The sequence below is a fragment of the Streptomyces sp. NPDC047079 genome (genome assembly GCF_040643755.1).
GTDB lineage: Bacteria > Actinomycetota > Actinomycetes > Streptomycetales > Streptomycetaceae > Streptomyces.
Window position 1 is genome coordinate 192925 of record NZ_JBEYUZ010000006.1, and the last position, 25072, is coordinate 217996.

The following is a 25072-nucleotide window of genomic DNA, read 5'->3' on the forward strand; positions in this document are numbered from 1 at the left end:
AATCGTCCCTAGTGATCAACTAGCCGACCATTCACCGGAATTGACCTTTCAGGGCATGCCGAAGTGACATGGGTCACCATTAGCGTGACCCGCATCAGGCAACCGCGGCGAAGGGACATTTCCATGCGGGTCGGAGTACTGACCGGAGGCGGCGACTGCCCCGGGCTCAACGCCGTCATCCGGGGCATCGTGCGCAAGGGCGTGCAGGAGTACGGCTACGACTTCGTCGGCTTCCGGGACGGCTGGCGGGGTCCCCTCGAAGGCAACACCGTGCGACTGGACATCCCCGCCGTGCGCGGCATCCTGCCCCGCGGCGGCACGATCCTCGGCTCCTCGCGCACCAATCCGCTCAAGCAGGAGAACGGCATCCGCCGTATCAAGGACAACCTCGCCAAGGACGAGGTCGACGCGCTCGTCGCGATCGGCGGCGAGGACACCCTCGGGGTCGCGGCGCGCCTGGCCGACGAGTACGGCGTCAAGGTCGTCGGCGTCCCGAAGACCATCGACAACGACCTGTCCGCCACGGACTACACCTTCGGCTTCGACACCGCCGTCAACATCGCGACCGAGGCGATCGACCGCCTGCACACGACGGCGGAGTCGCACATGCGGGTCCTGGTGGTGGAGGTGATGGGCCGCCACGCGGGCTGGATCGCGATCCACTCCGGGCTCGCCGGCGGCGCGAACGTGATCCTCATCCCCGAGCAGCGCTTCGACGTCGACCAGGTGTGCGCCTGGGTGACGTCACGGTTCAAGGCGTCGTACGCCCCGATCGTGGTGGTGGCCGAGGGCGCGATGCCCAAGGACGGCGACATGGTGCTGAAGGACCAGTCGCTGGACTCGTTCGGGCATGTGCGCCTCTCGGGTGTCGGCGAGTGGCTCGCGAAGGAGATCGAGAAGCGCACGGGCAAGGAGGCCCGTACGACCGTCCTCGGCCACGTCCAGCGCGGCGGCACCCCCAGCGCCTTCGACCGCTGGCTCGCCACCCGCTTCGGCCTGCACGCCATCGAGGCCGTCCGCGACGGCGACTTCGGCAAGATGGTCGCCCTGCGCGGCACCGACATCGTCCGTGTCCCGCTCTCCCAGGCCACGGCCAAGCTGAAGACGGTCGACCCGAAGCTGTACGAAGAGGTCGGCGTCTTCTTCGGCTGACGGACCCGCGCACGCTCTCCTCGTGGGGGTGCCGTCCGCACGGGCACCCCCACGCCCACCCGCCCCCGGCGCCGTACGGCTACCGGGCCGGTCGCCGCCCGGAGAGCGTGCCGGCGCCGCTCAGCCGCCCGGCGAGCTCCCGTACGATGCCGGCGCCGTCGAGCGTCAGCACCGACTCCGGGTGGAACTGCACCCCCGCGAAACCGGGTCCGCGCAGCGCGTGCACCTCGCCGCCCTCCCCGCGGCTCACCTCGACGGCGTGCGCGGCCAGCTCCGCCGCCGCCTCGTCGTCGCAGCGCGCCACGAAGCTGTTGTAGAAGCCGACGGTCTCCCGCCGGCCGAACAGATCGATCTCCGTCTGCGCGCCCTGGTGCGGCACCGCCTTGCGGACGATCTCCAGCCCCAGTTCGGCCGCGAGCAGCTCATGGCCCAGGCAGACACCCAGCACCCCGTGAGGGTGCCCCCGGACGACCTGGGCCGTCAGCGCCCGCAGGGAGCGCATCTTGGGGTCGGTCATGTCCGACGGATCGCCGGGGCCCGGCCCGAGCACCACGAGACCCTCGTGCGCGAGCACCGCCTCCCGCAGCCCCGGCTCGTCGTAGCGCCGTACGGTCACCTCCAGGCCCGACGACCTCAGGACGTGCGCGAGCATCGCCGTGAAGGTGTCCTCACCGTCGACGACCAGGGCGTGCCCGGTCAGTTCGGCGGACGGTGCCTGCATCCGCAGCCAGAACGGCGAGAGGGAGGCCCGCCGTCCGTCCAGCGCCGCCCGCACCCGGGGGTCGTCGGCCAGCCGGGGCAGCGGCCGCTCCCCGCCCGGCCGGGACGGCCTCACCCCCAGCGCCGCCAGTACCCCCGCCGCCTTGGCGTGGGTCTCCGCGACCTCGCCCTCCGGATCGGAGCCGCGCACGAGGGTGGCGCCGACCGGAACCCGCAGCCGTCCGTCCGCGTCGATGTCGGCGGTGCGGATCAGGATGGGGGAGTCCAGCGTCTGGGCGCCGCCCGCGTCCCGGCCGATGAGCGCCAGCGCCCCCGCGTAGTAACCGCGCCCGCCGACCTCGTGCCGCTCGATGACCCGGCAGGCGTTCTGCACGGGGGAGCCGGTGACCGTGGCCGCGAACATGGTCTCGCGCAGCACCTCACGCACGTCCAGGGACGACCGCCCGCGCAGCTCGTACTCGGTGTGCGCGAGGTGCGCCATCTCCTTCAGCCGCGGCCCGACGACGACCCCGCCCCTGTCGCCGACGGTGCACATCATCTTGAGCTCCTCGTCCACCACCATCGACAGCTCCTCGATCTCCTTGCCGTCGGCGAGGAACGCCAGCAGGTCCTCGGGCGTCGGGCCGCCGGCCGGATAGCGGTAGGTCCCGCTGATCGGGTTCATCACGACGGTCCCGCCCGCCCGTCTCCCACCACCCTCGGCCGAGAGCGCTTCGCGCTCGCCCGGTCCACCGGACATCCGCACATGCACCTCGGGACTGGCCCCGACCAGAGTGCGGTCGCCGGTGTGCACCACGAAGGTCCAGTACGCCCCGCGCTCGCCGACGAGCAGCCGCCGGAACAGCGCGAGCGCGTCGGCCCGGCAGAACCCCGGGACCCGGCCCTCGTACGTCCTGCGGATCACGAAGTTCGCGCCCTCGCCCCGCCCGATCTCCTCGCGCAGCACCCGCCCGACGATCCCGGCGTACTCCTCGTCCGGAACGTCGAAGCCGCCGTCCTCGACCCGGACGTCGTGCCGCGGCAGCTGCGCCAGGGCCTCCTCCAGCGGAAGTGCCGAGGACTCCTCGGGCGTCAGTGCGAGCAGCGGGGTGCCGTCGTCACGGACGTCGAAGCCCCGCTCGCGGATCTGGCGGTACGGCACCAGGGCCAGGGCCTCGCCGGGCAGGTCGGCGAGACGCGCGTACTCCTGGACCGTGCCGACCAGCACCTCCACGGTGTCGTGATCACGTCCGGGCGTGCGGCGGCGGAGCAGGGCGAACGGGCGTGGATCGGTCAGCAGGTCGGTCAGGTGCATGGTCCGTGTCCTTCTCGGTGAGGGGAGAGGGAACGGCCGGTGCAGGAAACACGGAAGGCCGCCCCTCGGGCGGCCTTCGCGAAGTCAGTGGGTACGCGCGTCAGTGGGCCGCCTAGGGAGCGGTCCACCACCAGTTCCGGTTCGTGTGCGCGTACATGCGACGCACTCTATCCCATGTCCACCAGGTGTAGCGGGTGTCTCACTTCCTGGGCGCGCGGAGGGAGGCCCCATGCGACCCCGTAATGTTGGGAGCGTGACCGTGAACGCTAAGACCAGCACAAGCGCTGGCAACACCTGGCGACACCTGCCCGCGGCGCAGCAGCCCGAGTACCCCGACCCCGAGGCTCTGCGCAAGGTGATCGCGGACCTCGAGTCGTATCCGCCGCTCGTCTTCGCGGGCGAGTGCGACCAGCTGCGCGCCCGGATGGGAGCCGTCGCCAGGGGCGAGGCGTTCCTGTTGCAGGGCGGCGACTGCGCGGAGGCCTTCGACGCGGTGTCCGCCGATCACATCCGCAACAAGCTCAAGACCCTGCTCCAGATGGGCGCCGTGCTCACGTACGCCGCCTCCGTGCCGGTCGTGAAGGTGGGCCGGATCGCCGGCCAGTACTCCAAGCCGCGCTCCAAGCCCACCGAGACCCGCGACGGGGTGACCCTGCCGGTCTACCGCGGCGACTCCGTCAACGGCTTCGAGTTCACCGAGGAGTCCCGGATCCCGGACCCCGAGCGCCTGAAGCGGATGTACCACACGTCCGCCTCGACGCTGAACCTCGTGCGCGCCTTCACCACCGGCGGCTACGCCGACCTGCGCCAGGTGCACGCCTGGAACCAGGACTTCGTGAGGTCGTCGCCGTCCGGCCAGCGCTACGAGCAGCTCGCGCGGGAGATCGACAACGCGCTGAACTTCATGCACGCCTGCGGGACCGACCCGGAGGAGTTCAAGACCGTCGAGTTCTACTCCTCGCACGAGGCGCTGCTGCTCGACTACGAGTCGGCGCTGACCCGGACCGACTCGCGCACCGGGCAGCTGTACGACGTGTCCGCGCACATGGTGTGGATCGGTGAGCGCACCCGTCAGCTCGACGGCGCGCACATCGAGTTCGCCTCCCGGATCCGCAACCCGCTCGGGATCAAGCTGGGTCCGACGACCACGGCCGAGGACGCGCTCCAGTACATCGAGCGCCTCGACCCGGAGCGGGAGCCCGGCCGGCTGACCTTCATCGTGCGCATGGGCGCGGACAAGATCCGCGACAAGCTGCCCGAGCTGGTGGAGAAGGTCACGGCCTCCGGTGCGGTGGTGGCGTGGGTGACCGACCCGATGCACGGCAACACCTTCGAGGCGGCCTCCGGCCACAAGACCCGCCGCTTCGACGACGTGCTCGACGAGGTCAAGGGCTTCTTCGAGGTCCACAAGGAGCTGGGCACGCACCCCGGCGGCATCCATGTCGAGCTGACCGGCGACGATGTCACCGAGTGCGTGGGCGGCGGCGACGAGATCTTCGTCGACGATCTGCACCAGCGCTACGAGACGGCCTGCGACCCGCGGCTGAACCGCAGCCAGTCCCTCGACCTGGCGTTCCTCGTCGCGGAGATGTACCGGGACCAGTAGCCCGCGGCCTTACGACGGCGCGCTGAGTGGGGCGCGGATCACATGCGATCCGCGCCCCGAGCCGCTTCCGCGGACCCGAACGATAGGTTAGGTTAGGTTTGCCTCACCGAGGATTCGGGATGGCACGACCCAGCGATCCCGTCGGGAGGTGAACCGCGTGTACGTCTGTAGCTGCTTCGGAATCACCGAGCGGCAGGTCAAGGAGCACGCGGCGAACGGCGCCTGCACCCCCCGGCAGATTGCGTCCGCGTGCAAGGCGGGCACGGACTGCGGCTCGTGCGTACGGCGGATCCAGGCGCTGCTGGGCAGGGGTGCCTGCCCGCGTCGCGAACTCGCCGACCGGGGCGAGCCCGTTCTCTCCGGTCCGGACGGCCAGGGTCTGGGCAGCCCCGGGAGACGTCGGGACGCCGCCTAGTGCGGTCGCAGCACTAGCTGTCCGGCTGCTTGATGATCTGCGAGATGTAGAGCGCCTCACCGAGCTTGTCCACCAGCTCCAGCTGGGTGTCCAGATAGTCGATGTGGTGTTCCTCGTCCTCGAGGATCGACTCGAAGATGTTCGCGGATGTGATGTCGCCCTTGTTCCGCATGACCTCGACGCCCCGCTTGAGCCGGTCGATCGCCTCGACCTCGATCTGCCGGTCGGCCTCGAACATCTCCCTGACGGTCTGCCCCACCCGCACATGGAAGAGCCGCTGGTAGTTCGGCAGACCCTCCAGGAAGATGATGCGGTCGGTGAGCACCTCCGCGTGCTTCATCTCGTCGAACGACTCCCGCCGCGTGTACGTGGCGAGCTTGTACCAGCCGAAGTTCTCCTGCATCTTCGCGTGCAGGAAGTACTGGTTGATCGCCGTCAGCTCGCCGGTGAGCTGCTCGTTGAGGAATTCGATGACCTCGGGATCGCCCTGCATCGCCCGGGCTCCTTCCAAGCGGGGGACTGGCGGCTTGCGCCGCATGATTGCACCGGCACACGAAGGCGTCCAGTAAGTCCACACTTAGTCCGAGTTGTCCGATTTAGGGTTGGGCTGGTCGGATGCACCCCCCGCGGTCTGTCAGGATGGAGTCATGGGTCATCCGGTGGAGCGCGCGTCAGGAGAAGTGGTACGGTCCGAGCTTCCGCCGGGACAGCGACTTCAGCGGGGCTGGCCCGTCACGCATTACGGTCCGGTGCCCAAGTTCCGCCCCGAGCGCTGGGACTTCCGGGTGTTCGGGGCCACGGCGGACGGTGAGAAGCACTCCTGGAACCACGAGGAGTTCACGGCCCTGCCGTACGCGACCGTGGTGGCGGATCTGCACTGCGTCACCAAGTTCAGCATGCTCGGAGCCGAGTGGGGCGGCATCCCGGCCCGGACGATCCTGGACATCGCCCCGCCCGCCCCCGCCGTCACCCATGTGATGGTCTGGGCGGAGTACGGGTACAGCGCCAACCTCCGCCTCACCGACTTCGCCTCGGACCGCACGATCTTCGCCACCCACAAGGACGGTGAACTGCTCACCGCGGAACACGGCTTCCCGCTGCGCCTGATCGTCCCCCACCTGTACGCCTGGAAGGGCCCCAAGTGGGTCCGCGGCATCGAGTACATGATCGCCGACCGGCGCGGGTTCTGGGAGGAGCGGGGCTACCACAACATCGGGGACCCATGGAGGGAACAGCGCTACTCCTACCAGGAGGAACCCGGCGACGGCCCCGAGCTCTGAACCGCGGCGCGACGGCCCGGCTCACCCTCCCGCAGCTTCTTCAGGCGCTCCACGTCCGCCGCGTGGCCTTCCTTTCCGCCCGGCGTCTCGATGATCAGAGGCACGCCCGCGGTGGCCGGGTGGGTCATCAGGGCGCGGAACGGATCCTCGCCTATATGGCCGGAGCCAATGTTCGCGTGACGGTCCTTGTGGGCGCCGACCACATCCTTGGAGTCGTTCGCGTGGACCAGTTTCAGCCGCCCCTCGCCGACGGTGTCCACCAGCAGGTCCAGCGTCTGATGCATGCCGCTCGGCCCCGTCAGATCGTGCCCGGCGGCGAAGACATGGCAGGTGTCGAGACACACGCCCAGCCGGGGATGCGCGTCCAGGGCCTCGAAGTACGCCCCGAAGTCCCAGGTGCGCGAGCACAGGGAGGCGCCCTGGCCCGCGGTCGACTCCAGCAGGAGGTAGGGGTCGTCGTCGTGCGTCAGCTCGTCCAGCAGGGGCAGCACCCGCTCGCGCACCTGCCGCAGCGCGATCGTCCGTTCCCGTCCGCCGGTGGCGCTGCCGGTGTGCACCACGACACCCAGCGCGCCGATGTCACGGCCCCGGCGCAGCGAGTGCCTCAGCGACTCCACCGACCTCTCGACGGTCGCCTCGGTGTGCGAGCCGAAGTTGATCAGATACGGCGCGTGGACGTAGACCGGTATCGACCCGGCGGCACACGCGGCCCGGAACGCCTCGTCCTGCCGCTGACTGCCGGCGGGGGTCGCCCAGCCGCGCGGATTGGCGACGAAGACCTGCACGGTCTCGGCATCGATGTCCCGCGCGTAGGCCAGCCCGACGGAGTGCAGACCGCCCGCCACGGGGACATGACTGCCGATGGGATTGCGGGGGACGGCGGACGCGGCGAGGGCGCCACGAGACGGGGAGGTGCTCACCCCCCAAGGGTGTCACGCGTGCCCGGGCGCCCGAACGTCCGCTCGTCGCCGAGGCCCGTCAGCGGATCTTGATGGTGATGGTGGACCCCTTGGGCGCCTTCTGCCCGCCCTTCACCGACTGGTCCTTGACCGTGTCGCCGAACAGGCCCAGCAGGCCGCGGTCCTCCTCGACCCGGAAGCCCGCGCCTTCCAGGGCCTTCGTCGCGTCGTCGACGTTGTCGCCGACCACGTCCGGCACCTCCACCTGCTCGCGGCCCTTGGAGATCGTCAGCGTGACCGTGTCACCCTCGCCGGCCTCCTGGCCCGGGTCCGGGGACTGCCGGGCGACCTCCCCGGCGTCGAACTCGGAGGTGACCTGGGTGTCCGCGATCCTCACCTTCAGGCCCGCGTCCTCCAGCTCCGCCGTGGCGTCGTCGACGGAGGAGCCGGTCACCTCGGGCACCTGCACCGGGCTGCCCTTGCTGACGGTGAGCGCGATCGCCGAACCGCCGTGGCGTCGGGTGCCCGCACCCGGGTCCGTGCCGATCACGGAGCCCTTGGGCACGTCCTCGCTGAACGCCTGCGTGACCATGCCCGCGACCAGACCGGCCTTCTTCAGCCGGTCCTGCGCCTTGGCCAGCGGGTAACCCTTCACCTCTGGCACCCGTACCGTCTCGGGGCCGTCCGAGAGGGTCAGCGTCACCGAGTCGTGGGAGCGGATCCGCGCGCCCGCCGACGGGTCGGTGCTGATCACCGTGCCCCGCTTCACCGTGTCGCTGTACGCGTGGTTGACCGGGCCGGCCTCGAGTCCGGCCCCCTTCAGACGCGCCCGGGCCTCGGCCTCGGTCTTCGCCAGCAGCGGTGGCACCTTGGTGAACTGGCCGGAGTTGATGTACCAGACGCCCGCGCCGACGCCGAACACCACCAGAGCGGCGAGGACGAGAGCGAGCAGCCCACGGGGGCGCGTGGAGCGCCCGGCGGGCTCGGGCGGCGGGGTCTGAAGCCGGCTCGTCCGGTTGAGCAGGGCCTCACCGTCCTCGGAGACCCCGTGGTCGCCGTGCCCCGGGCGGACCGGCAGCAGACGCGGGATCACGCTGGTGCGGTCCCCGGCGTTGTCGTGCTCCGAGGCGAGGGCCCCCGGCGGTACGGCGTCCAGCTGTTCGGCGGTGAGCGCGCTGCGCGCCTCGAGCACCCGGCCCAGCAGGGCCACCGCGTCGTCCGGACGCAGCTCGGGGCGGCGGGCGGTCGCCGCCGCGACCACGTCGTCGAGTTCCGCCGCCAGGTCCGGCACGGCGGCCGATGGCGGGGGCACGTCCTCGTTCAGGTGCTGGTAGAGCACCTGGGCGGGGGAGCCGCCTTGATGCGGTTTGGCACCGGTCAGCATCTCGTACAGGGCCACCCCGCAGGCGTACACGTCGACCCGGGGGTCGGCCGTGCCGTGTTCGATCTGCTCGGGGGCGAGGTAGGAGATGGTGCCGAGGACGGTGCCCGAGGTGTTGGTGACGGTGTCGACGGCCCGGACGAGGCCGAAGTCGGCCACCTTGACCCGGCCGTCGTCGCCTATCAGAACGTTCTCCGGCTTCATGTCCCGGTGGACGAAACCGGCACGGTGCGCGGCGCCGAGCGCGGCCAGCACGGGCTCCAGGATGTCCAGGGCGGCGCGCGGCTGGAGCGCCCCTCGCTCGCGCAGCACGTCACGCAGGGTGCACCCCGCGATGTACTCCATGGCGAGGTAGACATACGACCTGTCGGTGCCCTGGTCGAAGACCTGCACCACATTGGGGTGGGCGAGGCGCGCGACCGACTTGGCCTCCCGGATGAACCGCTCGACGAACGACGCGTCCGCTGCGAGCGCCGGGTGCATCACCTTGAGCGCGAGGACGCGGTCGAGACGGGTGTCCACGGCCCGGTAGACCGTGGCCATCCCGCCGATCGCGATCCGCGCGTCGACGCGATAGCGGCCGTCGAGCACCTGCCCGACGAGAGGGTCCTGAAGGGTCGTGTCCACGCAGGTGAGTCTACGAGGGACCCTGTCCGCCCTCTCTGTCACCGCTGCACCGGGGCAGGACTGCAGCCGAGATGTGACGCGCGCCGCACGCGCCCGCACGTCCGCCGCCCGCCCGCCGCGCGGCGCCGGACGGCGGGCCGGGACTCGGAAGGCGGGCCGGGACTCGGAAGGCGGCCGGGGCTCAGAAGGCGGGCCGCTCCGGGTCCAGCCGAGCCATGCCGTCCGTCGGCGACGATGCCTCCGCGAAGTGCCGGCGCGGAATGCGTCCCGCCTGCCGGGCCAGCCGGCCCGCCTCCACCGCGTGCCGCATCGCCTCCGCCATCAGGACCGGTTCCTGCGCCCGGGTGACCGCCGAGGCGAGCATCACACCCGCGCACCCCAGCTCCATCGCCAGGGCCACGTCCGAGGCCGTGCCCGCGCCCGCGTCCAGGATCACCGGCACGCGTGCGTGCTCCACGATCAGCTGGAAGTTGTGTGGGTTGCGGATGCCGAGCCCGGATCCGATCGGCGAGCCCAGCGGCATGATCGCGGCGCAGCCGACGTCCTCGAGCTTCCGGGCGAGGACGGGGTCGTCGTTCGTGTACGGCAGCACCGTGAAACCGTCGTCGACCAGCGTCTCGGCCGCGTCCAGCAGCTCGATCGGGTCGGGCAGCAGGGTCCGCTCGTCGGCGATGACCTCCAGCTTCACCAGATCCGTGCCCAGCGCCTCGCGGGCGAGACGGGCGGTGAGGACCGCCTCGCCCGCGGTGAAGCAGCCCGCCGTGTTGGGCAGCACCCGGATCCCGAGCCGGTCGAGCACGGACAGCACCGAGCCGTGCACCGAGGCGTCGACGCGCCGCATCGCGACCGTCGTCAGCTGCGTGCCGGACGCCACCAGCGCGCGCTCCATCACATCGAGGCTCGGCGCACCGCCGGTCCCCATGATCAACCGGGACGAGAACGTCGTACCACCGAGGACGAAGGGATCGTCGGCCATGGGATCAGCCTCCTTGGACTGCGGTGAGGACCTCGACGCGATCCCCCTCGGACAGGGGCGTCGACGGCCACTGCGCGCGCGGGACGACGGTTTCGTTGAGAGCGGCGGCCACGCCGGAGGGGGCCGCGGTGAGGGCCCGTACGACGGCGTCGAGCGCGGAGCCGGGAGCGAACTGGCGGGACTCCCCGTTGACCGAGATGTTCATGCGGGCTGCTCCGTGAGCGCGGCGGCGGCGAACCGCCGGGGGGTGAAGGGGCGGGCCTCGGCGGGCAGCTCGCCCGTGGCCAGGACACGGGCCATGACGTCACCGGTGACCGGGGTGAGCAGGACGCCGTTGCGGTAGTGCCCCGTGGCCAGCAGCAGGCCGTCCAGTTCCGTCGGGCCGAGCAGTGGCGCGTTGTCCGGGGAGCCCGGGCGCAGTCCGGCCCGGGTCTCGGTCAGCGGCAGCTCGGTGATCCCGGGGACCAGTTCGTGCGCGTCGCGCAGCAGCTCGTAGACCCCGCCCGCGGTGACCGTCGTGTCCCAGCCGAGCTCCTCGCTGGTCGCGCCCACCACCAGCTCGCCGTTCTCGCGCGGCACCAGGTAGAGGTGGCCGCCGCGGACGACGGCGCGCACGGTGCGGCTCAGGAACGGTGCGTACCGCTTCGGCACGGTCAGCCGCAGCACCTGCCCCTTCACCGGGCGCACGGGGGGCAGGACCTGGTCCGGGACCCCCGCGAGCCGCCCGCTGAGACTCCCCGCGGCGAGCACGATCTGCCCCGCGGCGAGGTCGGTGCCGTCGGCGGTCCTGATGCCGGCGGCCCGCTCCCTCAGCACCGTCAGCCGCTCGGCCCACTCCCGGTGGAAGACGACTCCGGCCCGTTCGCAGGCCGTGACCAGCGCCGCGACGAGCCGCCGTGGGTCGATCTGGTGATCGCCGTCGACCTTGAGCCCGCCGCGCACACCCGGCGCGAGCATCGGTTCCAGGCGCCGGCACTCGCGCCCGCTCAGCCACTCCGACGCCAGGCCGGAGCGCTGTTGCAGGGCGTGCAGGTCGCGCAGGTTGGCGCGGTCGTCGGTGTCCAGTGCGACGGCGAGCGTGCCGCACCGGCGGTAGCCGAGGTCCCGGCCGGTGGCCTCGGTCAGCTCGGCGGCGAAGTCCGGGTAGCGGCGGGCGGACTCCAGGTTGAGCGCGAGCAGCGTCTGCTCGCCGTAGTGCAGTTCGGTGACGGCGGCGAGCATCCCGGCGGCCACCTGGGCGGCTCCCCCGCCTGGGGAGGGATCCACCACGGTGGTGGCGAGTCCGCGCTGCGCGGCGCGCCAGGCCGTGACCAGTCCGATGATCCCGCCCCCGACGACGAGGACGTCTGAGGTACGTATGGGCGACATGGGCGTCCAGCCCCCTCCCTTCGCCGGTATGACCCGGATCAGGTTCGTACGGTCGGAGGCCGCCAGCCTCCCTCTCAGCCCGGTGCGTCCGGGCTCCCGCGAGTGCTTGTACGGGGGCCACCCTAGTCCGTGCCCGTCCGCGCCGGTAAGGGAGCCTCATGGGGGCGAGGTTGTGCGACCGTGCGGCGGGTAGGCGAAGAGGGACCGCCCCCCGGTTCCCGGTACACGCGCGGTCGGACGGGGTCGTGCCAGGCAGCGGGACGGGTGCTGTGCAGCAGGTCACTCAGCATGCCCCCTGACTGACACATTGTCAGTTGACTATGGTGATCAGGTGAGCGAGCAGACGCAGGCACGGGGCGGTTCGGCACGGCGCGTCGTCGTCGTGGGAGCGGGCATGGCCGGGGTGCAGACCGCGGTCGCCCTGCGTGAGCAGGGCTTCACCGGCACGGTGACGCTGATCGGGGCGGAGCCGCACCAGCCCTACGACAGGCCGCCGCTGTCCAAGGCCGTACTGCTCGGCAAGGCCGAGGGCTCCGCATTCGACGTCGACTTCGAGGCCCTGGGCATCGAGCTGCGGCTGGGCCGCGAGGTGGTCGGCCTGCGCCCAGGCGACCACGAGCTGGACACCGCCGAGGGCCCCGTCCCCTACGACGTGCTCGTCCTCGCGACCGGCGCCGAACCCATCCAGCTGCCGGGCGCGGAGGGCGTCCCCGGGGTGCATCTGCTGCGCACGCTGGACGATGCCGAGCGGCTGCGGCCGGTCCTCGCCCAGCAGCACGACATCGTGGTCGTGGGCGCGGGATGGATCGGTGCCGAGTTCGCCACCGCGGCGCGCGAGGCGGGCTGCGCGGTGACCGTGGTGGAGGCCGCGGACCGGCCGCTGGCGGGAGCGCTGCCCGCCGAGGTGGCCGCACCGATGGCGGCCTGGTACGCGGACAGCGGGGCCGAACTGCGCACGCACGCGCGTGTGGACCGCGTCGAGCCGGGGGCCGTGGTGCTCGACGACGGGTCCCGGGTGCCCGCGGGCGCGGTGGTCGTGGGCATCGGAGCGCGCCCGGCCACCGCGTGGCTCGCCGGCTCGGGCATCGAGCTGGGCGTGCACGGGGAGGTGCTGGCCGACGAGCATCTGCGCACGTCGTTGCCGGACGTGTACGCGGTCGGGGACTGCGCGTCCTTCCCTTCGGGGCGGTACGAGCAGCGCCTGCTGGTCCACCACTGGGACAACGCCCTCCAGGGCCCGCGCACGGTCGCCGCGAACATCATCGGGGAGACGCCGATGGCGTACGACCCCGTGCCGTACTTCTGGTCGGAGCAGTTCGGCCGGTTCGTCCAGTACGTGGGCCACCACGCGTCCGCCGACACGACGGTGTGGCGCGGGGACCCGGAGAGCCCCGCCTGGGCGGTGTGCTGGCTGCGCTCGGGCCGTCTGGTGGGCCTGCTGGCGGTGGGCCGCCCCCGGGACCTGGCGCAGGGCCGTCGCCTGATCGAGTCGGGCACCCCGATGGACCCCGACCTGCTGGCGGATCCGTCACGCCCGCTGAAGGAGGCGACGGCCTGAGGGCCGGGCCGTCCGTGCCGCCCCTTGGCATGCTCCGTCCGGCCCTCGGCATGCTCCGTCCGGCCCCTTGGCGTGCTCCGTTCGCGGGCAGGCCGGGGCCCTGCGTGTCCACCGCCGGAGGCAACCGGGCACTCCGCCGGAGGCGCCCCGCTTCCGACTGTCAGTCCGGGATGGCACGCTTGATCCCGTGACCGAGATTGACGCAAAGATCGATGCTCTCGTCCCCGCCTGGCTCACCGTCCCCGACATCGCCGAAGCACTCGGCGTCGAGGTGACCCGCGTGCGGCAGCTGGTCAAGGAGGGCCAGCTGATCGCCGTACGCCGTGGCGAGAACCGCGCACTGCACGTTCCCGCCGCCTTCATCGACGGGGACAAGGTGGTCAAGGGCCTGTCCGGCACCCTGACCCTGCTGCGGGACGACGGCTTTACGGTCGAAGAGATGATCGAGTGGCTCTTCACCTCCGACCCGACCCTGCCCGGTACGCCCGCGCAGGCACTCAGGGAGAATCGCGGCACGGAGGTGAAGCGTCGCGCTCAGGCGCTCGCCGTCTGAACCGATCGAGAACAACCATCCGGCGTACGGGTCGCGGGTCCACGGCCCCCGGCGATCGGCCGGCCCGCGCCCGCCGCGGCCCGTACGCCACCGACCCCCGGGGGGATCCACCGTGCCCGACACCGCCCGCACCGCCCGGCTCGCCGACGCCCGCGTCTACCTGTGCACGGACGCCCGCAAGCGCCAGGGCGACCTCGCCGGGTTCCTCGACGCGGTCCTGGCCGGCGGCGTCGACATCGTGCAGCTGCGCGACAAGGGCATGGAGGCGGCGGAGGAGCTGGAGCACCTGGAGGTCTTCGCCGACGCCTGTGCCCGCCACGGAAAGCTGCTGGCGGTGAACGACCGCGCGGACATCGCCCACGCCGCCGCCTCGGACGTTCTGCACCTCGGTCAGGGTGACCTGCCCGTCCCCGCGGCCCGCGCCCTTCTCGGCGGCGACGTCCTCATAGGCCGCTCGACGCACTCCGCGGCGGAGGCCGAGTCCGCCGCCGTCCAAGACGGGGTGGACTACTTCTGCACCGGACCCTGCTGGCCCACCCCCACCAAGCCCGGCCGTCCCGCCCCCGGCCTCGGCCTGGTCCGGCACACCGCCGCCCTGGGCACCGACCGCCCCTGGTTCGCCATCGGCGGCATCGACCTCGGGAATCTGGACGAGGTGCTGGAGGCCGGTGCCCGTCGCGTGGTCGTCGTCCGTGCGATCACGGAGGCGGACGACCCGGGCACGGCGGCGGCGGAGTTCGCGAAGCGGCTGCGGACGGCGTAGCGCCGCCGCGGCCGGTGCGCCCGGCGCCCGCGGGTCCCCGGCGACAGCGGGCCTCTCCGGCCTTGTCGCGCCGCGGTCCGACTGGTGGACAACAAATCGACAATTCGGGCGTGAGGGTGCCGTCCTGTCCGACTGGTGGACAGGACGGCGACAATTCGGGCAAATCCAATGCGTCCGGTTGGGGGACCGCTTCACCCTGGCTAACCTGCGACTATGGCCCTTGGAACCGCATCCACGAGGACTGATCGCGCGCGGACGGTGCGTGACATCCTCGCCACCGGCAAGACGACGTACTCGTTCGAGTTCTCGGCGCCGAAGACCCCCAAGGGCGAGCGGAACCTGTGGAGCGCGCTGAGGAGGGTCGAGGCGGTCGCCCCGGACTTCGTCTCCGTGACCTACGGGGCGGGCGGCTCCACCCGTGCGGGCACGGTGAAGGAGACCCAGCAGATCGTCGTGGACACGACGCTGACCCCGGTCGCCCACCTCACCGCGGTCAACCACTCCGTCGCGGAGCTCCGCAACATCATCGGCCAGTACGCGGACGCCGGCATCCGCAACATGCTCGCGGTCCGCGGCGACCCGCCCGGCGACCCGATGGGCGAGTGGGTCGCCCACCCCAAGGGCCTGACCTACGCGGCCGAACTGGTCCGGCTCATCAAGGAGTCGGGCGACTTCTGCGTGGGTGTCGCCGCCTTCCCCGAGATGCACCCGCGCTCCAGCGACTGGGACACGGACGTCTCGCACTTCGTCGACAAGTGCCGGGCCGGCGCCGACTACGCGATCACCCAGATGTTCTTCCAGCCGGAGTCGTATCTGCGGCTGCGCGACCGGGTCGCCGCGGCCGGCTGCGCGACCCCGGTCATCCCCGAGGTCATGCCCGTCACCAGTGTGCGGATGCTGGAGCGGCTGCCGCAGCTCAGCAACGCCTCCCTCCCCGCCGCCCTGAAAGAGCGGATCCTCACAGCGAAAGACGATCCGACGGCTGTACGCTCAATCGGTATCGAGTTCGCCACGGAGTTCTGCGCGAGGCTGCTGGCCGAGGGAGTTCCCGGACTGCACTTCATTACACTCAACAACTCGACGGCGACGCTGGAAATCTACGAAAATCTGGGCCTGCACCACCCGCAGCGGGCCTAGACCGGTCGCACCGATCTGCGACACACTGCGTAGCGGCCACTGGGAGAGGGGCGTACATGGGCTGGACGGTCCTCTACATCGCGTTCGGCATCGTCGCGCTGTGGCTTCTCGGCGAGGTGCTGCTGCAGTACAAGGCGCGTCTGCGCTGGCGGCTGCTGGCGTTCGTCGGCTTCCTCGGGGTCGTGTTCGGCGTGCTGATCCCCTCCGTGCTGGTCATCGCACTCGGCGCGGCCGCCTTCGCGGTCGGGCAGACCTACGTCACGCTGTCGTTCCGCCGCGGCTTCGCGGCCGGCTGGGCGGTCAGGCACCGTCCCCGCGAGGGCGGCGGCAGCAAGCGCCGCCGGGGCCAGGCGGCCCGCGAGGAGCCCGGACCGGAGGACGTCGGCCCCGACCCGGACGGCCCGATGACCGGAGCGACCCACCAGCAGGACGACGCCTACGACGACGACAACGTCTTCACCCGCTCCCAGCCCGCGGAGAGCGCCGCCGAGACGACCGCCGTGTACGAGCCGCAGCCTCTGCCCGAGGAGACCGGTTCGTACGGCGTCTACAACGGCGCCGCGTACGCGGCCGCCACGGACCCGTCCTACGCGAGCGCGGGCCAGCCCCAGGACCAGCAGGCCTACGCCTACGAGGGCTACTCCGGCTACGGCCAGGAGGGCTACGGCTACCCGGGCACCCACCAGCAGTACGACGGCTACTCCGACCCGTACCACGGCACCCAGAGCTACGGCTCAGGCGTGTACGACCCCGCCTACGGCGGCCAGGAGCAGTACGGACAGCAGGCGTACGGCCAGGACCAGTACGCCACCGGCACATACGGCCAGACCCCGCCCGGCGGTGTCTGGGTCCCCCAGCAGCGCAGCGCCGACGACGCGTACGGCGGTGAACTCCCGCAGGAGCAGCCGTACCCCTACCAGGAGAACGGCACCTCGTCGAACAGCACCTCGCAGGGGCACGGCTTCGACGAGCACTACCGCTTCTGAGCGACCGCGGTCGAGCGTGTCCGAGGGCCCGGTGCCGAGCACCGGGCCCTCGCGCACGACCGGGCGCCCCGCTGCCTCACCGTGAGCCCCGGAAGTCCGGCCCCTCCACGATCAGTCCGGCGACCAGGGCCCCCGACATTCCGGCGTGGGGGAGGCCGCCGCCGGGGTGGGACCAGCCGCCGACCGTGAACAGACCCGGCAGGCGTGTGCCGTTGGACGGCTGTAGCAGCCGGCCGCCGGCCGCCGCGAGGGCGGGTGCCGGGACCGCGCCGCCGGGCGCCCCGGTCTCCTCGGCGATGTCGTCCGGGCTGCGCACCTCTCGCCACAGCATACGGCCGCGAAGACCGGGTATCGCGTGCTCGGCGGCCTCGACGATCCGGTCCACGTCGGACTCGGACGGGCGGGGACCCACCGGCGCCGTGACCGTCAGCGTGACCGCCTCGTGCCCCGTGTCGGGCACCAGCGCGGGATCGTCCGGGCGCAGCACGGTCACCGTCGGAGCGGTGGGCAGCCCGGCGGCCGCCCCGAACAGGCGGTCCAACTCGCCCTCACGATCGGCGGGGTGGACCACCGTCCGGTGCGCGGTGCCCTCCGGCCGGCCGCCGCGCAGCGCCAGCAGCACCGTCAGCCGTCCGGGCATCCCGCGCTGCGGCCCGACCTCCTGCGCCCCCCGCACCGGCGCCGTCCCCGGCATCAGCCGGTCCAGCACGTCGGGCGCCACCCCGGCGACCACATGGTCCGCGTCCGCCACCGACCCTCCCCTGGAGCCGGACGGCCCGGAGGGGTCCACGGCCAGCTCCACCCCCGCCGCCCGGCCGTCCTTCTCGACGATCCCGGTGACCTCGGCGCCGAAGACGAACTCCACCTTCCTGGCGAGACACCGCTCGTACACGGCACGGGCCAGCTCCCGCATCCCGCCGCGCACATACCAGGTGCCGAAGGCGTGTTCCAGGTACGGCAGCACCGCCGCGCTCGCCGGGGCCGTCCGGGGATCCAGGCCGTGCGCCAGGGCGTGGCTCTCCAGGAGGGCCGCCAGCCGCGCATCGCGCAGCTCGAAGGCGCCGACCTCGGCGAGCGTGCCGGCCCGCCGGGTGCGCAGCAGCTTCCGGTGGGGGACCGCCGGGTACGGCTCGCGCTTGGCCAGGACCGGCCAGTTGGGCCACAGCGGCTCCTCCAGGAGCGGGCGGCGCGTGCGGTCCCAGGCCTCGCGGGCCCGTACCAGGAAGTCGCCCCAGCGCTCGCCCGCCCCGCCGCCGAGCGCCGCGTCCAGCGCCGAGACGACACCCGCGCGGGACGCGTTCGGCAGCGCGACCTGTGTGCCGTCCGCGAAGACGTGCCGCGCGGACGGGTCCACCTGGACCAGCTCGACACAGCTCTCCAGCGGCTCCTTGCCGGTCTTGACGAACAGGTCGCGGTAGACCGCGGGCAGGGGAAGCAGGCCCGGGCCGGTGTCGAAGGAGAAGCCGTCGCGTGTGAAACGGCGCACCGCCCCGCCGTATGTCTCCGTGCGTTCGTACACCACCACCCGGTGGCCCGCGACGGCCAGCCGGGCGGCGGCCGCCATCGCGCCCATCCCGGCGCCGATCACCGCAATCCGTGCCATGCCGGTGACTCTATAGGCCACCGCCGACAGCCTGGCCTCGAGCCTGTGATCAGCCCTTTCGGCGCGATCTGGGAGGCCGGCCCCGCCCTGTCGTGGGGATGAACGCTCAGGCCTGAGTATCCGTACCTAGTCGGTGAGATGAGTACGCGCGCGGATGGGATCCGACCTGCGCGAACGAGAGAGTGGAGGCACGGAAAGGGGTGCGGCCCGACACCGCCGGCACGGGGCGGCGGAACGGCGCCCGCGCCCTTGCCCGCTCCTTCCGCCGACCCGTCGGCGGAAGCGAGGCACGGGGAGACCCGGGGGAACGACCGCACGGGGGCCCGACGGGGGACACGGGGGAACACGAAGAGCGCCGGTTCGAGGCGGTCCGCGGGGGACGCGGCCACCTCGGACCGGCGCCTTCGTGCGCCGGAGGCACTACCGGCTGCCGCTCACGCGCCCCTGGATCAGCCTGGACAGCGCCGCGTGGACGTCGTCCAAGGAGCGCTCCGGCTGGAACGACTGCCAGTCCAGGGCCGCCACCAGGACCATGCCGACCAGCGCGGCCGCCGTCAGCGGGACGTCGATCTCCTCGCTGAACTCGCCGTTGGCCACGCCCTCGCGCAGCACGTCCTCGATGGCCGCGACGACCTGCCGCCGGACCACCATGAGCGTGGACTGCCAGGCCCGGTTCGTGCGCCACAGCTCGGCCACGTACAGCTGGGTGAAGGCCGGATAGCGGGCGATGAAGCCGAGTCCCGCGCGGATCATGGCGTCCAGGGCGTCCACCTTGGTGCCGCCGGCCCGGGCGGTCTGCTCGGCCGCCTCCCGCAGGGAGGCGGTGAGGAGACCTACGCCGTGTCGCAGCAGCTCCTCGAAGAGGACGGACTTGCTGGCGAAGTTGTAGTAGACCGTGCCCTTCGCGACCCCTGCCCGCTCGGCGATCTCGTCGACGGTCGTCGCGGAGAAGCCCTGCTCCGCGATGAGGGTGACGGCCGCCTCGTAGAGCTTCTGCCGGGTCGCCTCGCGGCGGCTCGAGCCGCCTGGCGCGGCGGCACTGCTGCGTTCCATGAACCTGATTCTCACAGGAACGGGCGCGTCCGAGGGCACAGGCCCGGCCCCGGCGGTCACAGGGTCAGTTCCGGGTGCAGCCGGTTGAGGGTCCACACCTGCCTGCGGCGGGCTGACAGGGCGGTGAGCGCGAGAGCGCCCACGGTGAATGCCGTCAGCACCGCGCACGCCTGCCACACGGGCCCGAGACCTCCGCCGGTGATGAGCCTGCGGAGGGCCTCGACGACGTAACTCATCGGCAGGAAAGGGTGGATCGCGTTGAAGAAGGACGGACTGGTCTGCACGGGGTAGGTGCCGCCCGCGGAGGTCAGCTGGAGCATCAGCAGGGCGAGAACGAGGATCCGGCCCGCCGCCCCGAAGCACGCGTTCAGCCACTGCACGATTGCCGCGAAGCACGCCGCCACCAGGAACAGGAACCCGATCGTGCCGGCCGCCCGCACCATCTCCAGGCCGATGGCCCAGTGCAGCACGGCCATGAGCGCGGCAGTCTGGAGGATGCCCACGGCGGCCACCGGCAGCCAGCCCGCCAGCGCGATCCGCCGGGCCGGGGCGCCCGCCGCGAGGGCGCGCCGGTTCAGCGGCGGGATCAGCATGTACGCCACCATGGCGCCGACCCACAGGGACAGCGGAATGAAGTACGGGGCGAAACCGGTGCCGTAGTTGGGCGCCTTGTGCAGGTCCCTGGAGGCGAGCTGCACCGGGTCGGCCATCACGTCGGTGCGGCGGTCGCGGTCATGCTTGTCGTAGTCGGGTATCTTCGAGGCGCCGTCGTGCAGCCCGCCCGCGAGCTTCCCGGAGCCGTCGGCGAGCTTGTACATGCCTCCGTTGAGGTCGATCGCGCCCGACTCCAGCCGGCCGAGGCCCTCGTCCAGGTCGGCCGCGCCCGTCTGCGCGGTGCCCAGTCCGGTGTGCAGGGTCCTCGCTCCCTGAGCGACCTGGGCGGCGCCCCTGTTGAGCGCGTCCACCTTGGCGACCGCGTCGTCGAGGTCCTCGGACAGGTGCGGTGCCGCCTGGGCGAGGGCCCGGGCCTGCCGCTGGAGCGTCTTCAGGTCCGCGTCCAGGGCGGTCATGTCGCCGTGGTAGTCCCGCACCACCGTGTTCACGTCGTGGGCGAGCTTCGCGGCCTGCGCCGCCGCGTCCTTCGCCTTCTTGAGGTCGTCGCACGCGGGATCGGGCAGGAGCTGCCCCACACAGCGCCTTTCGTAGACCGCGTTCAGCGTCTCGGACGCCTTGCGGGTGCCGCTCTCCGCGACCGGGGCCGTGGTGACGAACGCCTCGAGGTGGTCCCTGATCACGCCCGCCGAATCGGCCACCACTGTCGCCGTGTCGGCGATCTGCCTGCTGTTCTTCTTCAGGAACGGCCGCACCTTCTCGGCCGTTCCGTCCACCCGGTCGGCCAGCGCCCGGGTGCCGTCGGCGACCTGCTGTGCCCCGCTCTGGAGGTCGCCCGCGCCCCTGGTGAGCTTCGTCAGGCCGCTCGAAAGCCTCCCGCTGCCGTTCTCGGCCTCCTGGAGTCCGTCGGCGAGGTCCTTGGAGCCCTTCTCCGCCTTGCCGATCCCGCCCGTGAGCCGGTCGGCCCCCTCGGCGGCCTGCACGGTCTTGCCGTGGATGTCGGAGAAGGAGATGAAGATCCTGTCCAGGAACGACCTCGACGCCTTGGTGGAGGCCGCCGCGCGCACCTCGTTGAACACCGTCTTGGAGATCTGCCCCACGATGTAGTTGTTCGCGTCGTTGGTCCGCACCTGGAGGGCGCCGGTCTCGGGGGACTTCCCGGAGCTGGAGGCGATCCGCTGGCTGAAGTCGGACGGCATCGTCAGCGACAGGTAGTAGGTGCCGTCCTCGACGCCCCGCCTGGCCTCGTCGGCGTTCACCTCGTGCCACTCGAAGGTCTTGCTCTTGCGCAGTCCCTCGGCGAGGTCGTCGCCCGCGGTGATCCTCCGGCCGTCCGCCGTCGCCCCCTTGTCGTCGTCGACGAGTGCCACGGGGATGCGGTCCAGGCGGCCGTACGGGTCCCAGAACGAACACAGGTACAGGGCGCCGTACAGCAGCGGCAGCAGCAGGAGCGCGACCAGTGCCGCGCGCGGCAGCCGTCCCCTGCCGAACCGCCTCAGCTCAAGCGCGGCCAGTTTCGGCGAGCGCATCCGCCGTCTCCTTGTCGTCGTCTGCGCCGTCCTCGGACGGCTCTTCGGGGGTGGTGGCCTCCTCGGGTGTGTCCCCGGACGGCTCTTCGGGGGTGGCGGCCTCCAGGGGCGCGTCCTGCGCGCCGCGTTCGCCGTCCGGCGGGTGCACGTCCCCGTCTCGCGGCACCTGAGGGCCGGGCGTCGTCGACACCACCATCGCGTCCTGCGGGGCCTCGGCACACACCGCGAGCACCGTGGTCCCGGTCTCGGCCACGGACCTCAACAGGGCCCAGACCTCGGCGCGTTCGCCGGCGGAGAGCTTGAGGTCGGCGTCGTCGACGGCGAGCAGGCGCGGCCGGCTGATCAGGGCCAGGGCCACGGACAGCCGCAGGGCCTCAAGGCGCTCCAGATCGCGTAGGGCGGTGCAGGGGCCCTTGGGCAGCGCGTCCTGGTCGAGCCCGGCCGCGGTGAGGGCGGCGTCGATACGTTGCCTCGCCGCCGCCGCGCGCTCCCTGCGCGGCCGCAGCAGCGCGCGCAGGGAGTCGCCGAACCGGCGCTCCAGCAGGGCCCGTTCGCGCAGGTGCTCGCCCACGGTCAGCGCCGGCTCCAGGTCGGTGACACCGGACACGTTCGCGACCGCGCTGATCCGGCGCACCGCGGACATCCCCTTGGGTAGGTGGTGCCCACCGACGGTGGCACGGCCCTCGCTCGGCTTCATCCGTCCGGTGAGCGTCAGCAGCAGACAGGTCCGGCCCGAGCCCGACGGCCCTTCGATGGCGATGAGCGAGCCGGGCGGGGCCTTAACGCGGACTCCTCGGAACACCTGGCCGCGCGGGCCCTTCAGGCCGAGGTCCACGGCCTCCACGGTGGCCCCGGCGGCCGCTGCCTCCGGCATGTCCATGCCCCCCTCGTTCCCCGGGGCACGCGGCCCAGTCGCGGGAACCGGTTTTGAACTGACTGGTCAGTGCAAAAATAACCCGAACCTACGAACGAAGCAAAGGCGCAGGTCAGAGCCGATTGTCAGTGCCGTACCCCACGATGGGCACATACGGCCACAGCGCCGTCACGCAGACGACAGGAGGTTCGTCATGGCCAGCTATCCCGCGGGTGCCGCACGCCGGCGCCGCGCCACCGGCCCTGCCCCCTCACTGACCGGCCCGGCGAGCGACGTGCACCCCGTACTGCGCCGGGCCACGGCTCCGCCCGCCGCGCTGGACCTGCTCGCCCAGGCCCGCGCCGGACTGGACGAGGCGGCCCGGCTGGAAACCCCCAACGAGCGGTACGCGACGGCCCATCTGGCCGCCCTGCGCACCGCGGCCGCCGTGCTCGCCGCGCGCGGACGGCCGGAGCCGACGGCCCGCCGCCGCGCCAGGATCAGGAGCGCCTGGGAAGTGCTCCCCGAGATCGCGCCCGAACTCACCGAGTGGAGCGCGCTGTTCGCCTCCGGTGCCGCTCGCCGCGCCCGCGCCGAGGCCGGCATCCAGGGCGCGGCCAGCACCCGCGACGCCGACGATCTGATACGGGACGTGGCGATGTTCCTGCGCCTGGTCGAGCGGACGCTGCTGCTCCAGCCGGTTCTGCCGCAGCCACGGCAAGGCGGCGGGCGGGACACCGGGGGGAGGGAGGCAGGCGAGAGGGTGACCGGAGAGGGGGAGATCCAGGACGCGGGGTGACCGCGGGGGTCCGGCCGCGGATTGCACCGGGGCTTCCGCCGGGGCATGGGAGGCGGTGCGGGTCCCGGTGGTGGGGGCCGGGCGCCGGCGTGGGTCGGGGCTCCGGGCAGGGCGCCGGAGGCAATAGGGTGGAGGCGCCTGAAGCCTTTCGCCCTGGTACCGGGGCCCAAGGCCGTCCGATCGCTCCGCCGTACACCAGGCGGTGCCGCGCCGAGGAGTCAACTGCCGTGTCGGACCCGATGCGCCCCCGCGCCTCTCTCCGTACCGCCGTGGTCTGGGAGGTCCTCAAGGACGCCCTGGACCGCCGCGTCAAGGCCACGGGGCGGGACGTGCTGGACGTCCTCGACACCGGTGGCGGCAGCGGCAACTTCGCGGTGCCCGTCGCCCGCCTCGGCCACCGCGTCACCGTGGTCGACCCCAGCCCGAACGCCCTGTTCGCGCTGGAGCGCCGGGCGGCCGAGGCCGGTGTCGCCGACCGGGTGCGGGGCGTCCAGGGCGACGCGCACGGCCTCTTCGACGTGGTCGAGCCGGAGGGCTATGACGTCGTGCTGTGCCACGGCGTCCTGGAGTACGTGGACGACCCCGCCGAGGGCGTCCGCAACGTGGTCGCCGCGCTGCGGCCCGAGGGCGTGCTGAGCCTGCTCGCCGCGGGGCTCGGCGGCGCCGTACTGGCGCGGGCCCTCGCCGGTCACTTCAAGGAGGCCAAGCAGGCGCTCCAGGACCCCGACGGCCGCTGGGGCGAGGGCGACCCCGTGCCCCACCGATTCACCGCGGAGCAGCTCACCGCGCTCGTGGAGGACGCGGGCCTCGGCGTATCGGCCGTGCACGGCGTCCGGGTCTTCGCGGACCTCGTTCCCGGAGTCCTCGTGGACACCGAACCGGGCGCCCTCGACGCGCTCCTCGCGCTGGAGGCCACGGCCGCGGAGGTCCCCGCCTTCCACTCCGTGGCCACACAGCTCCATGTCCTCGGTGAGACCCGGGGTGCGGCCGGGGTCTGATCCGGCTGCCGTGACGCGCTGCTGATCAGCGAAGCGGCGGCGGATGGAGTACGCCACAGGACCCCCGATCGGAGGGTGTGCGCCGTATGATCGAGGGAGACCGCCCGGCATGACGGGTCGGCCACTGGGGAATGGAAGCCTCAGTGAGCCAGGACGGCCATGGCGGATCCCGGTTGGCCAATTGGCGTAGAGGGGCGGGTTTCAAGGGGGCGATTCCCTGCCTATCCTGAAGGGGACCCCCGGTCGCCCCGGCGACTGCACGATGAGGAGGACTCCGTGCCGCTCTCGGAGCACGAGCAGCGAATGCTCGAGCAAATGGAGCGAGCGCTGTACGCCGAAGATCCCAAGTTCGCGACAGCGCTTGAGGGAAGCGGGCTGCGTACGTACACCCGGCGACGGGTCTACCAGGCGGCGGCGGGCTTCCTGGTGGGTATCGCGCTCCTCATGGCCGGTATGGTCGCACAGCAGATCTGGATCAGCGTGGTGGGGTTCCTCGTCATGCTGGGCTGCGCGGTGCTAGTCGTGACCGGTTGGCGCAAGGTTCCCAAGCCGGGTGAACAGGGGGCGTCGGGCGCCCGCAGGCAGGCCAGGCAGCGGCGCTCCATGATGGACCGTATCGAACAGCGCTGGCAGCGGCGCCGCGACGAACAGGGTCACTAGCCTCAGGCACAAGCCAAGGACTTCCGCGAGGGGGCGGCCACCGATCGGGTGGCCGCCCTCTCACGCATACCCGGCCGCCGGATGCTCCGGTTGCGCGGGCCTCTCACGCTTTCACGGGCCGTGGGCCGGCACGGGAGGCCGCCGGTCGCTTCGCGCAGGCGAGAGGGGCCAGGGAGGCCCATCCGCCGCCGCTCCCGGGACGGAAGGCGCCCGCGTCGGCCGCCCCGCCCGGCGGGACGGCCCCTTGAGT

22 protein-coding genes, 1 pseudogene and 1 riboswitch are annotated in these 25072 nt (G+C 72.2%); of the genes and pseudogenes, 12 read left to right on the forward strand and 11 right to left on the reverse strand.

Annotated features, from left to right (window positions below; all coding sequences use genetic code 11):
- The first annotated feature begins 123 nt into the window (after window positions 1-123).
- The gene (locus ABZ823_RS11770) at window positions 124-1152 is read left to right on the forward strand and encodes a 6-phosphofructokinase (protein ID WP_361657296.1); all 1029 of its coding nucleotides are present in this window, start codon (window positions 124-126) and stop codon (window positions 1150-1152) included.
- Between the two features lie 79 nt (window positions 1153-1231).
- Here the strand turns inward: ABZ823_RS11770 and ABZ823_RS11775 are convergent, their stop codons facing one another.
- The gene (locus tag ABZ823_RS11775) at window positions 1232-3166 is read right to left on the reverse strand and encodes an anthranilate synthase family protein (RefSeq protein ID WP_361657299.1); all 1935 of its coding nucleotides are present in this window, start codon (window positions 3164-3166) and stop codon (window positions 1232-1234) included.
- Between the two features lie 253 nt (window positions 3167-3419).
- Between ABZ823_RS11775 and ABZ823_RS11780 the strand changes: the two genes are divergently transcribed.
- Entirely contained in the window at window positions 3420-4772 is a 1353-nt protein-coding gene (locus tag ABZ823_RS11780) for a class II 3-deoxy-7-phosphoheptulonate synthase (protein ID WP_361657302.1), read from the forward strand.
- A gap of 148 nt (window positions 4773-4920) precedes the next feature.
- The gene (locus ABZ823_RS11785; RefSeq protein WP_361657305.1) at window positions 4921-5187 is read left to right on the forward strand and encodes a (2Fe-2S)-binding protein; all 267 of its coding nucleotides are present in this window, start codon (window positions 4921-4923) and stop codon (window positions 5185-5187) included.
- A 13-nt stretch (window positions 5188-5200) separates the two neighbouring features.
- Here ABZ823_RS11785 and bfr read toward each other — a convergent pair whose 3' ends face one another.
- Window positions 5201-5680 carry a bacterioferritin gene (gene bfr, locus ABZ823_RS11790; RefSeq protein ID WP_361657308.1) on the reverse strand — a complete coding sequence of 160 codons (480 nt, stop codon included), beginning with the start codon at window positions 5678-5680 and terminating at the stop codon, window positions 5201-5203.
- Between the two features lie 154 nt (window positions 5681-5834).
- Here bfr and ABZ823_RS11795 point away from each other — a divergent pair, with 154 nt between their 5' ends.
- The gene (locus tag ABZ823_RS11795; protein WP_361657311.1) at window positions 5835-6467 is read left to right on the forward strand and encodes a sulfite oxidase-like oxidoreductase; all 633 of its coding nucleotides are present in this window, start codon (window positions 5835-5837) and stop codon (window positions 6465-6467) included.
- A gap of 23 nt (window positions 6468-6490) precedes the next feature.
- Here the strand turns inward: ABZ823_RS11795 and ABZ823_RS11800 are convergent.
- From ABZ823_RS11800 to thiO, 5 genes and pseudogenes are all read right to left on the reverse strand, one after another.
- Window positions 6491-7387 (reverse strand): annotated as a pseudogene (locus ABZ823_RS11800) (deoxyribonuclease IV); the annotation flags it as partial.
- A gap of 58 nt (window positions 7388-7445) precedes the next feature.
- The gene (gene pknB / locus ABZ823_RS11805) at window positions 7446-9374 is read right to left on the reverse strand and encodes a Stk1 family PASTA domain-containing Ser/Thr kinase (RefSeq protein ID WP_361657314.1); all 1929 of its coding nucleotides are present in this window, start codon (window positions 9372-9374) and stop codon (window positions 7446-7448) included.
- 181 nt (window positions 9375-9555) lie between these two features.
- Complete coding sequence (locus ABZ823_RS11810) at window positions 9556-10350, reverse strand: thiazole synthase (protein ID WP_361657317.1); 795 nt, start codon at window positions 10348-10350, stop codon at window positions 9556-9558.
- Window positions 10351-10354: 4 nt separating this feature from the next.
- The gene (gene thiS / locus ABZ823_RS11815) at window positions 10355-10555 is read right to left on the reverse strand and encodes a sulfur carrier protein ThiS (RefSeq protein WP_361657320.1); all 201 of its coding nucleotides are present in this window, start codon (window positions 10553-10555) and stop codon (window positions 10355-10357) included.
- Complete coding sequence (gene thiO, locus ABZ823_RS11820) at window positions 10552-11718, reverse strand: glycine oxidase ThiO (protein WP_361657323.1); 1167 nt, start codon at window positions 11716-11718, stop codon at window positions 10552-10554. Before thiO ends, thiS begins: the two co-directional genes overlap by 4 nt.
- A riboswitch (TPP riboswitch) is annotated at window positions 11717-11828 on the reverse strand. It overlaps the preceding gene by 2 nt.
- Window positions 11829-12049: 221 nt before the next feature.
- Here thiO and ABZ823_RS11825 point away from each other — a divergent pair.
- From ABZ823_RS11825 to ABZ823_RS11845, 5 genes are all read left to right on the forward strand, one after another.
- Entirely contained in the window at window positions 12050-13276 is a 1227-nt protein-coding gene (locus ABZ823_RS11825; protein ID WP_361657326.1) for an FAD-dependent oxidoreductase, read from the forward strand.
- 187 nt (window positions 13277-13463) lie between these two features.
- A complete protein-coding gene (locus ABZ823_RS11830) occupies window positions 13464-13829 on the forward strand; it encodes an Rv2175c family DNA-binding protein (RefSeq protein ID WP_234514974.1) in 366 nt (121 codons plus the stop codon).
- A 112-nt stretch (window positions 13830-13941) separates the two neighbouring features.
- Window positions 13942-14592: a thiamine phosphate synthase gene (thiE, locus tag ABZ823_RS11835; protein WP_361657330.1), complete on the forward strand. Its 651-nt coding sequence runs from the start codon at window positions 13942-13944 to the stop codon at window positions 14590-14592.
- Window positions 14593-14805: 213 nt separating this feature from the next.
- Entirely contained in the window at window positions 14806-15729 is a 924-nt protein-coding gene (gene metF, locus ABZ823_RS11840) for a methylenetetrahydrofolate reductase [NAD(P)H] (RefSeq protein WP_361657333.1), read from the forward strand.
- Between the two features lie 56 nt (window positions 15730-15785).
- Entirely contained in the window at window positions 15786-16715 is a 930-nt protein-coding gene (locus ABZ823_RS11845; RefSeq protein WP_361657336.1) for a hypothetical protein, read from the forward strand.
- 76 nt (window positions 16716-16791) lie between these two features.
- On the opposite strand, the gene ABZ823_RS11850 is transcribed toward ABZ823_RS11845, so the two are convergent.
- The 4 genes from ABZ823_RS11850 to ABZ823_RS11865 form a co-directional block, all read right to left on the reverse strand.
- Window positions 16792-18318: an NAD(P)/FAD-dependent oxidoreductase gene (locus tag ABZ823_RS11850; RefSeq protein WP_361657339.1), complete on the reverse strand. Its 1527-nt coding sequence runs from the start codon at window positions 18316-18318 to the stop codon at window positions 16792-16794.
- A gap of 420 nt (window positions 18319-18738) precedes the next feature.
- Entirely contained in the window at window positions 18739-19371 is a 633-nt protein-coding gene (locus ABZ823_RS11855) for a TetR/AcrR family transcriptional regulator (RefSeq protein ID WP_361657342.1), read from the reverse strand.
- A gap of 56 nt (window positions 19372-19427) precedes the next feature.
- The gene (locus tag ABZ823_RS11860) at window positions 19428-21512 is read right to left on the reverse strand and encodes a YhgE/Pip domain-containing protein (RefSeq protein WP_361657345.1); all 2085 of its coding nucleotides are present in this window, start codon (window positions 21510-21512) and stop codon (window positions 19428-19430) included.
- The gene (locus tag ABZ823_RS11865; protein WP_361657348.1) at window positions 21484-22392 is read right to left on the reverse strand and encodes an ATP-binding cassette domain-containing protein; all 909 of its coding nucleotides are present in this window, start codon (window positions 22390-22392) and stop codon (window positions 21484-21486) included. Before ABZ823_RS11865 ends, ABZ823_RS11860 begins: the two co-directional genes overlap by 29 nt.
- Window positions 22393-22579: 187 nt before the next feature.
- On the opposite strand from ABZ823_RS11865, the gene ABZ823_RS11870 reads away from it, so the two are divergent.
- The 3 genes from ABZ823_RS11870 (at window position 22580) to ABZ823_RS11880 (ending at window position 24822) form a co-directional block, all read left to right on the forward strand.
- Window positions 22580-23164 carry an SAV_6107 family HEPN domain-containing protein gene (locus ABZ823_RS11870; RefSeq protein ID WP_361657351.1) on the forward strand — a complete coding sequence of 195 codons (585 nt, stop codon included), beginning with the start codon at window positions 22580-22582 and terminating at the stop codon, window positions 23162-23164.
- A gap of 227 nt (window positions 23165-23391) precedes the next feature.
- A complete protein-coding gene (locus ABZ823_RS11875) occupies window positions 23392-24162 on the forward strand; it encodes a methyltransferase (protein WP_361657354.1) in 771 nt (256 codons plus the stop codon).
- Window positions 24163-24438: 276 nt separating this feature from the next.
- The gene (locus tag ABZ823_RS11880; protein ID WP_361657357.1) at window positions 24439-24822 is read left to right on the forward strand and encodes a DUF3040 domain-containing protein; all 384 of its coding nucleotides are present in this window, start codon (window positions 24439-24441) and stop codon (window positions 24820-24822) included.
- Window positions 24823-25072: the final 250 nt, after the last annotated feature.